At 48.0% G+C, this 13,154-nt stretch carries 12 protein-coding genes; 3 read left to right on the top strand and 9 right to left on the bottom strand.

What is annotated here, in order from left to right; genetic code table 11:
- Positions 1 to 17: 17 nt before the first annotated feature.
- From HHL17_RS19445 to HHL17_RS19460, 4 genes are all read right to left on the bottom strand, one after another.
- On the bottom strand, positions 18 to 1,349 hold the full coding sequence (locus tag HHL17_RS19445) for an FAD-binding oxidoreductase (protein ID WP_169226470.1): 1,332 nt from the start codon (positions 1,347 to 1,349) through the stop codon (positions 18 to 20).
- Positions 1,349 to 2,236: a decaprenyl-phosphate phosphoribosyltransferase gene (locus HHL17_RS19450; protein WP_206156095.1), complete on the bottom strand. Its 888-nt coding sequence runs from the start codon at positions 2,234 to 2,236 to the stop codon at positions 1,349 to 1,351. Before HHL17_RS19450 ends, HHL17_RS19445 begins: the two co-directional genes overlap by 1 nt.
- Before the next feature lie 138 nt (positions 2,237 to 2,374).
- The gene (locus tag HHL17_RS19455; RefSeq protein WP_169226471.1) at positions 2,375 to 3,148 is read right to left on the bottom strand and encodes an acyl-CoA desaturase; all 774 of its coding nucleotides are present in this window, start codon (positions 3,146 to 3,148) and stop codon (positions 2,375 to 2,377) included.
- 102 nt (positions 3,149 to 3,250) lie between these two features.
- Positions 3,251 to 4,894, bottom strand: a complete 1,644-nt coding sequence (locus tag HHL17_RS19460) for an ABC transporter substrate-binding protein (RefSeq protein ID WP_169226472.1) — start codon at positions 4,892 to 4,894, stop codon at positions 3,251 to 3,253.
- A 45-nt stretch (positions 4,895 to 4,939) separates the two neighbouring features.
- On the opposite strand from HHL17_RS19460, the gene HHL17_RS19465 reads away from it, so the two are divergent.
- Positions 4,940 to 6,589, top strand: coding sequence for a M1 family metallopeptidase (locus tag HHL17_RS19465; RefSeq protein WP_169226473.1), 1,650 nt, complete (start codon positions 4,940 to 4,942; stop codon positions 6,587 to 6,589).
- Between the two features lie 75 nt (positions 6,590 to 6,664).
- On the opposite strand, the gene HHL17_RS19470 is transcribed toward HHL17_RS19465, so the two are convergent.
- A complete protein-coding gene (locus HHL17_RS19470) occupies positions 6,665 to 7,324 on the bottom strand; it encodes an NADPH-dependent F420 reductase (RefSeq protein ID WP_169226474.1) in 660 nt (219 codons plus the stop codon).
- A 50-nt stretch (positions 7,325 to 7,374) separates the two neighbouring features.
- Complete coding sequence (locus HHL17_RS19475; RefSeq protein WP_240975914.1) at positions 7,375 to 8,178, bottom strand: menaquinone biosynthetic enzyme MqnA/MqnD family protein; 804 nt, start codon at positions 8,176 to 8,178, stop codon at positions 7,375 to 7,377.
- 87 nt (positions 8,179 to 8,265) lie between these two features.
- Between HHL17_RS19475 and purB the strand changes: the two genes are divergently transcribed.
- Positions 8,266 to 9,603 carry an adenylosuccinate lyase gene (gene purB, locus HHL17_RS19480; protein ID WP_169226476.1) on the top strand — a complete coding sequence of 446 codons (1,338 nt, stop codon included), beginning with the start codon at positions 8,266 to 8,268 and terminating at the stop codon, positions 9,601 to 9,603.
- Positions 9,604 to 9,685: 82 nt separating this feature from the next.
- Here the strand turns inward: purB and HHL17_RS19485 are convergent, their stop codons facing one another.
- The gene (locus HHL17_RS19485) at positions 9,686 to 10,012 is read right to left on the bottom strand and encodes a hypothetical protein (RefSeq protein WP_169226477.1); all 327 of its coding nucleotides are present in this window, start codon (positions 10,010 to 10,012) and stop codon (positions 9,686 to 9,688) included.
- A gap of 327 nt (positions 10,013 to 10,339) precedes the next feature.
- Positions 10,340 to 10,687, bottom strand: a complete 348-nt coding sequence (locus tag HHL17_RS19490; RefSeq protein WP_169226478.1) for a YraN family protein — start codon at positions 10,685 to 10,687, stop codon at positions 10,340 to 10,342.
- A gap of 210 nt (positions 10,688 to 10,897) precedes the next feature.
- On the opposite strand from HHL17_RS19490, the gene manA reads away from it, so the two are divergent.
- Positions 10,898 to 12,103 (top strand): mannose-6-phosphate isomerase, class I, encoded by a 1,206-nt coding sequence (gene manA, locus HHL17_RS19495; protein ID WP_206156096.1) that lies wholly within the window; start codon positions 10,898 to 10,900, stop codon positions 12,101 to 12,103.
- A gap of 78 nt (positions 12,104 to 12,181) precedes the next feature.
- Here the strand turns inward: manA and HHL17_RS19500 are convergent, their stop codons facing one another.
- Positions 12,182 to 13,132 (bottom strand): NADP-dependent oxidoreductase, encoded by a 951-nt coding sequence (locus HHL17_RS19500; RefSeq protein WP_169226479.1) that lies wholly within the window; start codon positions 13,130 to 13,132, stop codon positions 12,182 to 12,184.
- Between the last annotated feature and the right edge of the window lie 22 nt (positions 13,133 to 13,154).

The following is a 13,154-nucleotide window of genomic DNA, read 5'->3' on the forward strand; positions in this document are numbered from 1 at the left end:
TGGTTAATAAGGGGAAACTATTTTGTCAGTAATAATCTTTCTGATTGCAGTGATTCAAACCGCTTCCCGGGATTGTATGTTTTCACGATCTCTGCAAAACGTTCCGCGTTGGGGTAACTTTTCCAGAACACCTCTTGTTTCATACGGGCATCTTTGGACAGATACAGGCGGCCTCCATACTGCAGCACTATCTCATCCAGCTCATCGAGGAATGCGAAAAGCCCTTTCCGCACCGGGAAATCCAATGCCAGCGTATAACCTTCCATAGGGAAAGAGATAAGTGAGTCTTGCTGGCCAAACACTTTCAGTACGGCGAGGAAAGACCCCCATCCTTTTTCACTGATACGCCGAAGGATGGCAATCAGTCCCTCCTTCTGGTCCAGGGACAATACAAACTGGTATTGTATGAAGCCCGCCTTACCGTAACCGCGGTTCCAATGCAGGATAGCGTCCAGCGGATAGAAGAACGGCTCATAAGGCACCACGTTGTTGATCTCCTTTTTGAAGTTCTTTCCGTAGTACAACCAGTTGAAGGCCTTAACCGTAAAGGTGTTCAGGATAAAAGACGGCAGGTTAAATGGTACGGTCAACCGGGGCTTGGACGGCAATAGCAGCGGGGCCTGACCTTGTTTGTCATTCAGCTCCGCTTTGGTAGCATGTTCTCCCACGATCAGGATACTGCGGCCAAAGGAGTCTCCTTTCTGCAGGCAGTCAATCCATGCCATGGAATAGGTATAGTGTTTATATTCGTCAAACAGCCGTATTACCTCTTCGAGGTTACGGGCTTTGATCTGTTTCTGTTTGATGTAGGCCGTCTCTATTTTTTTCAGCCCGAACTTTACCCGGGTGATCACCCCGGTAAGTCCCATCCCTCCACAGGTAGCCCAGTACAGGTCCGTATGTTGGTCAGGTGAACAGGTGACCATAGTTCCGTCGCCAATGATCACGTCCATTTCGGTAATATGGCCGGAGAACGCACCTTCCATGTGATGGTTCTTACCATGCACATCGGACGCCACTGCGCCACCTACCGTAATGAACTTGGTCCCTGGCGTTACCGGCAGGAACCATCCTTTGGGAACAATAATGTCCAGTATCTGGTCCAGCGTAACACCGGCCTGGGTTTCAAGTACGCCAGCGGCGGTGTCGAAAGAGAGGATCTTGTCGTACTTAAGCATCGACAGACTGTGCTTTCCAAGGGAAGCATCTCCATAACAACGGCCATTGCCGCGGGCAATAAACCCATGATTAGCCGCTACGAACGACCGTAGTTGCTCTTCCTGCGTATACGCACTTTCTTCAGATGTAATCGCGGGGTAATTACCCCAGTTAGCTAACCGCTTTTGCATTATTCAAAAAAAACTTTATTAGTGGGCCAATAAATCAGCACATAAAAACTCAGCACCCACAGGAGTATGGTTAATTGAATAAAACGGTCTTTATATAGGATCTTGGTGGGAGAACCAGTATTGTTCTCCACGTAGGTTATTTGCAAATATCGTAATAATCCGCCAATTACAAAAAGCGTTGTGTAATAGAGGCGGTAAGTATGGAACCGAACCTGTGTTTCAGGGGCCATGGTATACATCAGGTAACATACAATGATAACGGCAGAAACTAGTGAGAGCATCACATTGAGGAAGTCGGGATTGTAGCCTTTGGCGGCCTTGCGCATTTCCTGTCCGGAATCCAGGCGGATCAGTACATCGTCGCGGCGTTTGGCGATCGCCATGAACAGCGCCAGCAGGAAGATCATCACCATCAGCCATTCAGATATGGCGATACCGCCAGCAATGCCCCCGGCTTTCACCCTCAACACAAAACCGATGGCCAGGATGATAATGTCCAGGATGGAGATATGTTTCAACCCGAAACTGTAAAGCAGGTTCATCACAAAATAAATCCCTACAACAAAGGCAAACTTGGGGCTCACCAGCAACGCCAGACCACCACCGATGGCAATGCACAGTAAGAACATGGCCAGTCCCGCCGGCCGGGATATCTCCCCGGAAGCCAGCGGCCGTTTACATTTCACCGGATGTTTCCGGTCCGCCTCAATATCCTGATAATCATTGATGATATAAATACTGCTGGCGGTGATGCTAAAGGCGATAAAAGCCAGCAGCAGGTCCAGTAGCTTGGTAACATTAAAGATCTCTCCGGCGAAAAACAGCGGGATAAACAGGAAGGCATTCTTTGCCCAGTGTGCAGGCCGGAGTAATTTGATATACTTCATGATGGGGATCAGGGTAAAGTTGACGCGCCAAATTACAATTTTATTCTTTTTCCCATCATCCCCCGGGGCATAAAAAAAATGTCCCACCCTGACGGTGAGACATTTTTCTATTGTAACAGATTGATTGTACGGTGTTGATTAAGCCGCTTTTTTCATGCGGGCCGGTGTTACCAGCGCCGGTTTCAGTTTGATGATACCCACTACGTTCAGCAGTTTCATCACCTGATAGCTCGGGTCCAGCTCATACCATTTTTTGGCGAAGTTAGGACTGTCTTTGAATTTGTGGTGATTGTTCTGGAACAGTTCGCCCAGCAGGATAATACCCCAGGGAGAAGTGTTTTTGGATTTGTCACCATTATCAAAGTTGCTGTAACCGTATTTGTGACCACACCAGTTCACGATAGCTCCCTGTACAGGGCCCATCAGGAAGTGGATCGGCAGCAACAGGTAAAGATACCACATGCCAGCCGGTACAAAGGCTACGTAGAAGGCAACATAAAGCGCCATCCAGGCTAAACGAACGAAGTTGCTGTCACCAACCTTATCCATTGCTTCCCATTCCGGAAGTGGTTCCTCTAAAAATTTAGGATCCACGGTGTTGGTGTTGTTTACAAAGCCATTGTAAATCTTACGGGTCTGCACCATCATGCTCCACACATCCTTAAAGAAGTGCGGAGAGTGCGGATCGTGTTCCGTATCACTGAATTCATGGTGCATCCGGTGCATCACCCCATAAGCACGCGGGATGAGATAGGAAGACCCCTGGAAAAACCAGGTACAGAAATAAAAGAAACGTTCCCAAAATTTATTGGTGGTATACATCTGATGAGATGCATAACGGTGCAGATAAAACGTGTGGAAGAACAGTGACAAGAACCAGTGCACACAGAAGAATATCAGGATCGCCGTCATTAGAATACTTTAAAATTTGACAAATAATCACCAAAGGTATACTTAAATACCGGGCTTTCATGCGATTTTATAAATTCGTATAGCTAATGAAATGTTAAAAAACTATTTCTTGCGAACATACCTGAGTTCCAACAGGTTCATCCCATTATTATACAAACCGGACACATGAGGCTGGACCAGCCGTACCACCTGGTCATAAAACAGCGGCACTACTGGTGCGTCGGCGATAATCTGGCGGTCCATCTGCTGATAGAGCGCATAACGAAGGCTATCGTTGTTTTCCTCCAGCGCCTGTTCATATAATTTGTCAAAGGCCGGGTTGGCGTAACGGGTATAGTTGGGCGGTGCTGGATTACGGCTGTAGAACATCGCCAGGTAACTCTCTGCATCCGGGTAGTCGGCTATCCAGCTACCGCGAAAAAAGAGCGCCTGCGACTTGGCCGTTTGCTCCAGCAGCAAACTCTTCTGCACTACTTCCACCTGTATCCGGATACCAATTTCCTGCAACTGGTTGGCTACATAATCTGCCATATCCGCGTAGATGGGAATAGACAGGAGCTTGATGGCAGGCAGCCCTTTTCCACCGGGGAATCCGGCTTCAGCCAGTAACTGCCGGGCCTTGCTCTGGTCATAGAAGTATCCTTTTACTTTGGCAGTATCAAACGACGGCAGTCCGGCCGGCACAAAACCTGCCGATGCGGGCGTGCCTTTTCCGTTGCGCAGGTACGTGATCATCTTCGTACGGTCGAAACCGTAGTTAATAGCCTGTCGTATTTTCTTTATCCGGGTAGGTGCATTTTTTACCAGTGCATTGTTGCTGTCCACCAGGAAACCCAGGTACTCAGTATTGAGGAACGGCTTTTTGTCAAGCACCATTTTATCCTTCCACTCCTGCTTCAGTGCGCCCTGTTTGCTGAGGATTTCATCTTTAAAGGAAGCATCGATATCATTAATAAAGTCCAGCTGTCCCTGGCGGAACATCAGGAACTCAGAGGCTTTACTATCAAGAAAGCTGATTTGCACGGCATCCAGGTAAGGTAGTCGCATGCCTTTGGCGTCCCGCTCAAAATAATTCGGGTTACGATGAAAGATGAGCCCCTGGCCTTCATCCCAGAAGAAAAACTTAAATGGGCCTGTGCCACAGGGGTGGCTACGGAAGTCTTTCCCATATTTCTCCACAGCCTCGTGCGGCACTATCGAGCAGTACTGCATGCTCAGGATACCCAGTATAGGGTGGAAAGGCCTAACCAGCGTCAGCTGAAAAGTGGAGTCGTTCAGTGCCCGGAATCCGCTGTCAGCCGCGATACGGCCGTTGAATATCCAGGCTCCCGGAGAAGCGGTAACGGGATCCGTGATCCGCTGCAGGCTGTACACCACGTCCTGCGCCGTCATGCGTCGTCCTTTTCCACCGGGGAAAATATCGTTGTCATGGAAATACACGTCTGTCCGCAGCTCGAAGGTATAAGTGCGGTGATCATCTGATACATGCCACTGTTTAGCCAGAGAAGGGCGAATGGTCAGATTGGTATCCGGCGCCACCAGTGTGTTATACAACTGACTTACCGCCCAGATAACGGCCTGACTTTTGGCAAAAGCCGGGTCCAGGCTGCTGATCCCCTCCGTCTGGTTATACCGGAATACCTGCTGATCGTGGCTTTCCGTATGCCCACAGGAACCGAGCAACAAACTGCACAGTCCTCCAAGGCATAGAACGGATATAACCACCTGACAATAACTACTTTTCATTTGCCGGTAAATTAATATCTTTCCGCATAAAATATATCATTAATTATGCGTGGCATCACCATGTTTTATATGGCCCTGCTGACAGCCGGTACCGTCAGCGCCCAGCAACACTTCACCAAAGCAGATACGCTACGGGGTTCTATCACAAAGGAAAGAGCCTGGTGGGATGTGACTTCCTATGATCTCCATGTACAGGTACACCTGGAAGACAGCACCTTCAGCGGATTTAACACCATCACCTATAAAGTACTGAAACCCGACTCTGTTATGCAAATCGATCTGCAGGAGCCTATGGTGATCGACAGCATACTACAGGACAAACAATCACTGACTTTTACCCGTGACGGTAACGCCTGGTTTGTGAAAATAAAAGCGCCTCAGGTAAAAGATAAAATCAAACGTATCACAGTATTCTATAACGGTAAACCGCATAAAGCTAAAAACGCCCCCTGGGATGGTGGCGTGGTGTGGGCGCGGGATGAACAACAACGTCCATGGGTAGCTACCGCAGTACAAGGTTTCGGCGCCAGTGCATGGTGGCCTAACAAAGACCATCAAAGCGACGAGCCGGAGAACATGACGATCAATGTGACCGTACCCGCTGAAATGACCGATGTGTCTAATGGGCGGCTGAAGAAGAAGACAGACAACCCTGACGGCACCGCTACTTATACCTGGTATGTCAGCAATCCGATCAACAACTATGACGTGGCCGTTAACGTGGGCCACTACGCTGAAATAAAAGACAGCTATTCCGGCGAAGGCGGTAAACTGGACCTGAGCTACTGGGTACTGGACTACAATGTTGACAAGGCTACAGAACATTTCAAAGTGGTAAAGCCCATGCTCAAATGTTTTGAGTACTGGTTTGGCAAATACCCTTTCTATAAAGATTCCTATAAGCTGGTGGAATCACCGTTTCTCGGCATGGAACACCAAAGCGCCGTAGCATATGGTAATAAATTCAAGATGGGCTACATGGGCCGTGACCTTTCTGGTACCGGCTGGGGCCTCAAGTGGGACTTCCTCGTTATCCACGAGAGCGGTCACGAATGGTTTGGTAACAACATTACCAGTAAAGACATTGCCGATATGTGGATACATGAATCGTTCACTAACTACTCCGAAACGTTGTTCACCCAATGCCAGTATGGACTTAAGGCTGGTGAGGAATATGTTGCCGGCATCCGCCACAACATCAAAAATGATGTACCCATTATCGGACCATATGGTGTAAATACCGAAGGCAGCGGCGATATGTACTACAAAGGCGCCAACATGATCAACAACATCCGGCTGATCATGAATAATGACGAGGCTTTCCGCCAGATGTTAAGAGGCATGAATAAAACCTTCTATCATCAAACGGTGACCACACAGGACATAGAGCGTTATATGAGCAATGCCGCAGGCTTTGACCTCGGCCGTGTCTTCGATCAGTATCTGCGGGACACGGTCATCCCCACCCTGGAATATCGTATCATCGGGCAGCAGGTACAGTATCGCTGGATCGACTGTGTAAAGGATTTTAATATGCCCGTGCGCGTTAAGCTGAATGAAAACGGCTTTAAACTGATCTATCCTGCTACCACCTGGCGCACCGCCAGTATCAGCCTGCCCGATCCCAATAAATTTGAGGTGGACAAAGGTTTTTACATCCATGTAAAAAGAAGGGAAGCCACTGACAACAAGTGATACAGCGGCACTTAATAAAATAAAAGCGGGTAGCCTGATGTGCTACCCGCTTTTTTTTTATCATTGATGTACATATTATTTCTTCAGCAACTTAAACGCATGCCCGCTGCTGTTATTTAAATAACCATAGGCGGTCCATAAAACGGCCAGTGGTTCTATGCTGCGGCTCATTTCTATGCTGCCCATGTCTGCAACATCATTCCAACCGAATTCATTGAGCAGGTCTACTACCGTTTGTTTAGCTTCGGGGTTATTACCGGCGATAAACATCGTGGGGGAACCTTCCTCAAAGTTCGGGGAGAGCATATGCTTGTATCCAATACAGCTAAGCGCTTTGACAACTTTGGCGTCGGGGGGCAGCCAGGCCTGGATCTGTTCACCGGCCGAGTTGGTATGTCCGATGAGCAGGTTAAGGCGACCTTTTTCATCCGGACCTTTATCATCCACTGGATTGGTGACATCCACCACTGTTTTTCCTTTGAAATTCCAGATACCAGCGGCTTCGATGGCTTTTTTAGTGCCTATCCAGCTGGTGCAGATGATGATCAGCTCTCCGAATTCGGATGCCTGACGGAAGGTCCCGGCGGCAGCTTGTTGCCCTTGTTGTTTAATCCACTGCTGCAACCCCTCCCTGGCCGGGTTACGGGTACCAATCGTAATATGGTGGCCGGTTTGAATAAGGCCTTTGCCAAGCGTCAGTCCAACAGGACCACTACCGAGGATACCGATTTTCATGACCGCGGGAGCATTTGTTGAACTATGAATTTAGCTATTTTTTCCCATCATCAAATACCTAAGTCCCTGATGTATGACAGGAATTTCTGCATACCCTGGCGTTTGGCCGGTGTGATGGGATAACTCAGGTTGTGTACGTAGTAGGTAGTAAGGTCGTACAGGTCGTACGGATTTTCCGCTACCACGGCGGGTATATCTTTAATGCCGATGCTGGTGGCATCGTTGAACTGGCGGATAAATGCCTCAGGCAGTTGTTTGTTGCTGATCCATGCTGCGAAAACGAAAGGCAGGCTGGTAAAGCGCATCCAGTGTTCCGCGAGGTCAAAAATGAAGGGAGACACTTTCCGTTGTGCCAGGGCACGGTCGCCGATAACAAGACCGGCATCGGTGCCTTTGATTTTATCTTCATAGTCGCCGGTAGTAGGTACCAGCTCCACATTCAGTTTCCAATGTTCTTTAACCAGTATTTTCAGCAGGGCCACAGAAGTACGGCTCTGGTAGTCCAGGTAAATCCGCTTAATCTCGTTCAGGGGGACATCGCTGTACAGGCATACGGAGGCAACCGGGCCTTCCGCGCCAATACCATAGTCCGCTATAATATGATGTTCTTTCAGTTTAGGGATAATAGCCACTGGGACCAGGGCCACATCCACCTCTCCATCTATCAGCTGCTGGGCGATTTTAGCAGGATAATCCACTGACAATTCCATCTGTTCCATTACCGGATGATTCCTGAATCCGTATAACAAAGGCTTCGTATTCAAATAACTTACAGCCGCAACTTTTACTTTCCGTTCCAATTTCAGTAATTTTGAAGCTGCAAAAGTAACTAAATCCCGGATACCAAGTTCCAAATCCTGAATTCCCCCTGAAAACAGGAGGTAAAAAAGAACTTGTTTTTCCGGCAGGCTTTTTTGTAAAAACTGGAATACATATATATTATGCAACTACAACCATTAACTGCCATTTCCCCGCTGGATGGGCGCTATCGCAAGCAATTAGACGAGCTTGCGGGCTATTTTTCCGAATTTGCGTTGATCCGTTACCGTGTGATGGTAGAGGTGGAATATTTTATTGCGCTGGCTGACCAGAAGCTGTTTACTTTGCCCAAGACCAAAGTTCCTGCCTTGCGTAAAATCTACCAGGAGTTTACCATCGAGAATGCGCAACTGATCAAAGACACCGAAAAAATTACCAACCACGACGTGAAGGCAGTGGAGTACTTCCTGAAAAATGAGCTGAAGAACCTCGGCCTGGAAGACAAGCTGGAATGGGTACACTTTGGCCTGACCTCCCAGGACGTGAACAACACGGCTACCCCCCTGCTGTGGAAAGACGCCGTAGAACAGGTGTACATGCCTACCCTGGCCAACATGATCCTGGCGCTGAAAAAGCTGGGAGAATCCTGGATGAAAATACCGATGCTGGCGCGTACTCACGGTCAACCGGCATCTCCGACCATCCTGGGCAAGGAAATACTGGTGTTTGTAGAACGCCTCGAAGGACAGATTAAACTGCTGGGTGAAATTCCGTTCGCCGCCAAGTTTGGTGGCGCTACCGGCAACTTCAACGCCCACAATGTGGCTTTCCCTAAAATCAACTGGGAGAAATTCGGAGAGAAGTTTGTGAACAATACCCTCGGCCTGCAAAGGATGAAGTATACTACCCAGATTGAACACTACGATAACATCGCCGCCCAGTTTGATGCCCTCAAACGGGTGAATAATATCCTGATCGACTTCTGCCGCGACGTATGGACTTACATCTCCATGGACTACTTCAAACAGAAAATCAAAAAGAACGAAGTAGGTTCTTCTGCGATGCCGCACAAAGTAAACCCGATCGACTTCGAAAATGCAGAAGGTAATCTGGGTATCGCCAACGCGGTGTTTGAGCACCTGAGCGCCAAACTGCCGATTTCCCGTTTGCAGCGTGACCTGACCGACTCCACTGTGCTCCGTAATGTGGGCGTGCCTTTCGGTCATACATTGCTGGCCACCAAGTCTATTCAGAAAGGCCTGGATAAACTGATCCTTAATGAAGCGAAGCTGAAAGAAGACCTGGAAAACAACTGGGCTGTAGTAGCGGAAGCTATTCAGACCGTATTACGCCGTGAGAACTACCCGCAACCATATGAAGCGCTGAAAGAGCTGACCCGTGGCGGAGAGCATATCACGCAGAAAAGCATGCATAAATTCATTGATGGACTGAAAATCAGTGCAGCACTGAAAAAGGAACTGAAAGCCATTACGCCGCACAACTACACCGGCCTCTGGTAAAATAATTTAGGGATTTTCTGATTTACTATTAAATCAGAAAATCCCTAAATCAAATATGACTCCCGAAAGCATTAAGACAGCTTTACTGTCTTATTTCGATGTTTTTTTCTGCGACCCTTCCGGCCACGGTTACACGGGCAATATATTCTCCGGCGGATAGTCCGGTCAAACATACCAGTTGCCCCGCTGATATGCTGTTTGGCGCAATAGGAATCATGCGCACGGGTGAGTGATGATTGTCTAATATTGTCAATACCGGGTTCTCCTCCGCTCCCACAGCTTCCATCTGCACAAAGAGACGACCGCTATACTGTTGCTCCTGAATGATCCTGCATGGTAAACTATTGCTGTTGATTGCTATCGCTCCCATTGTCTGTTGAATAAATACCATCAAGCTCCATAAGTTCATAATAATAGTTTTATATGATGAACAATACCATTAAAGGCGTTGTACGGAGTTTTTCCAGGAAGATGATTATGATAGCTGACCCGCTTTTAAACGGGTTTGTGATAAATCACAGGGGTCATTTTTTTTGCACGGCAAAGATATAAAATATCTTTTTATTAAACATAGATTATAAGTGTTTATTTTGTTAAGTATTGGTTAACGTAATACGTTGCTAAAACACGTCCAATGCGCATGACGTCGTGCTATGCTATTCATAGATAGTGCTTTGTTTTTCTGCAATCGATGTAAACCTATACCCTGGCCAGGGACCACTGCAGCCATGTAACATCAGAACACATCCCGCAGATGCAGCAGCTCGTGACCTTCAGTACTAAAAGTAACCGCAATGATATCAAACCGGATGGCTTCCGGAAAGAGATGAAAACACTCAAGGTACGCGGCAGCCACTAGTTGTATATGTTCCCGCTTCTTATTATTTACCGCTTCCTCAGGCCAGCCGAAACGGCTGCCATTACGGGCTTTGACTTCGATAAAATAAATGATGCCGTCATTTTCAGCAACAATATCAATCTCTTTTTTGCCGTATTTCCAGTTCGTATGGCGGATAGCGCAAAAGCGGCGCACATATTCCTGCGCGATCCTTTCACCTTCACGCCCCGTATACTGTCGGTTCATGGGGAAGTAGTTTAACAAACAATGATCACTAAGATACATTTTTCCGGCTTCAGCCGCTTGTTTTTCAGCTATTTAGCACCCGGAGGCTTAAAAATCTGAATAATTTGACAGTAATTTGCAGTTAGTTATCATTACACGCTGATCCGGCATTGCTGCAACAGCGCGGCCTGAGAACAAACCGTTAAAACCATAAACCCGTAAATCGTTTTTATGAAATTATTCAGACTGGATGGAAAGATTCAGCATTATGCCTGGGGCGGTTCTACTTACATCCCCTCTTTGCTGGGAATAGCCCCATCGGAAAAACCCAGTGCCGAATACTGGATGGGCGCGCATCCGAGCGCACCGTCCACCATTACCACCAGCAATGGTCCGGTGCCTATGAATGAACTGATACAACAAGATCCGGCAGGCATCGTAGGACCACAGGTATGGCAGCAGTTCCAGGAACTGCCTTATCTCCTCAAAATACTGGATGTAAAAGACATGTTGTCTATTCAGGTACACCCTACCAAGGAAGAAGCTGAAAAAGGATTTGCCCGTGAAAACGCCGCCGGGATACCACTCAACGCACCTAACCGTAACTATAAAGATGCCAACCATAAACCGGAAATCATGGTGGCCCTCAGTGAATTCTGGCTGCTGCACGGCTTTCTGCCGGAAGATAAACTGCGTCAGATACTGCTGGACACCGCTGAATTTACCTCACTGGTAGGCATATACGAAAACGAAGGTTATTTCGGTCTGTATAAAAGTGTGATGGAAATGCCACAGGCACTGGTCAATATTATCCTGCGCCCGCTGACAGATCGCCTCATACCAGACTACAAAGCCGGCAACCTCTCCAAATCAGACCCGGCATTCTGGGCAGCACGCGCGGTCCTCAATGATCCGAACGGTGCCGACAACCTCGACAGAGGCATCTTCTCCATCTACTTCTTCAATATAGTGCACGTACAACCCGGACAAGCCGTGTTTCAGGACGCAGGCATCCCGCACGCTTACCTGGAAGGCCAGAACGTGGAACTGATGGCTAATTCAGACAACGTGCTGCGCGGCGGTCTTACACCTAAACACATCGATGTACCGGAATTACTGAAGCATACCCGCTTTGAAGCCGTACACCCGAACGTACTCTCCGGTGACAGCATCTCAGGTGGACTGGAAAAAATCTACCCTACGCCCGCTCCTGACTTTGTGGTAAGCAAAATCAATCTCAGCGCAGGACAGGTGTATACTTACACTGCGAAAGCCGCTGAAATCATGATCGTCATGAGTGGTACCGCTACCGTTAAAGGTTCCGATACACTGCCCCTTCATAAAGGGCAGTGTGTAATGGCAGCCTACGGTGAAAGCTATGAAATCACTACGGCAGACACTGTGGAAATATTCAAGGCGACTGTACCGGTAAAATAAATTACCATCTCATTCATAAAAGAAAAAGCAGTGTAGGACCCTACACTGCTTTTTCTTTTTATTGTAACCAGTCAAGAATTACATAATAATTACGGTCTTGCCCGTAGCCTTTCCTTCACGGCTGGCAATGACCGCTGCCGGCACATCCTCCAGCCTAATTTTGTTTTCTACCGGTACTTTGATCTGTCCCTGATCTATCAGGCGGGAGAGCTGGTCCAGCGCAGCCGGGCCTCCTTCTGTTTCAAAGTTGCCACCGTGCAACTTCTTTGCTTTCAGCACTTCTTCATCAGCCACGAACAACGTGGTAAACGCCCCTCCTCCTTCTTTTACCAGGTCCAGGTTCTGTTCAAACTTCTCTTTATCACTGACCAGATCGAGCAACCCATCGATGCCCTGTGGGTACTTTGATTTCACCTGGTCTGTCAGCGGTGCTTTTTTGTAATTGATAGTCACTGCTGCGCCCAACTCATGCATGCGTTTAGCAGCTGCTTCATCACCCACAGTGGCGATCACCTTCAGGCCTTTGGCAGCGGCAATCTGCGTGGCGAAAGAGCCTACGCCGCCAGTAGCACCGTTGATCAGTATCACATCTCCTTTTTGTAATTTGAGTTTATCAACCAGTTGCAGCGCTGTCATGCCAGAAGTAGGCACTGCTGCCGCTTCTTCCGGCTGTATTCTCATCGGCGCCATGGTAAGCCCTGATTTCTCCGGCACAATAGCATATTCAGCGTAAGAGCCTTCACCTATAGGCATGTGAATGAACTGTCCATATACCAGGTCACCTTTTTTAAAGCGTGTCACGCCTTCTCCGACTTCTTCTATCACACCGGCGCCGTCCACACCCATGATCAGCGGAAACTGGTGTGGTGTTTTTCCATTATTCATAATCCCGTCAGTCATCTTCCAATCGAACGGGTTCATACCGGCAGCCTGTACTTTGATCAGTACAGTACCGGGCCTGATGGCAGGTACGGGCAAATCCATCAAAGTCGGAGTTCCCTTAAATTCAGATACGGCTATGGCTTTCATATGCTTCTTTGTTTAATGTAAT

This window comes from Chitinophaga fulva (assembly GCF_012927205.1).
Lineage (GTDB): Bacteria > Bacteroidota > Bacteroidia > Chitinophagales > Chitinophagaceae > Chitinophaga > Chitinophaga fulva.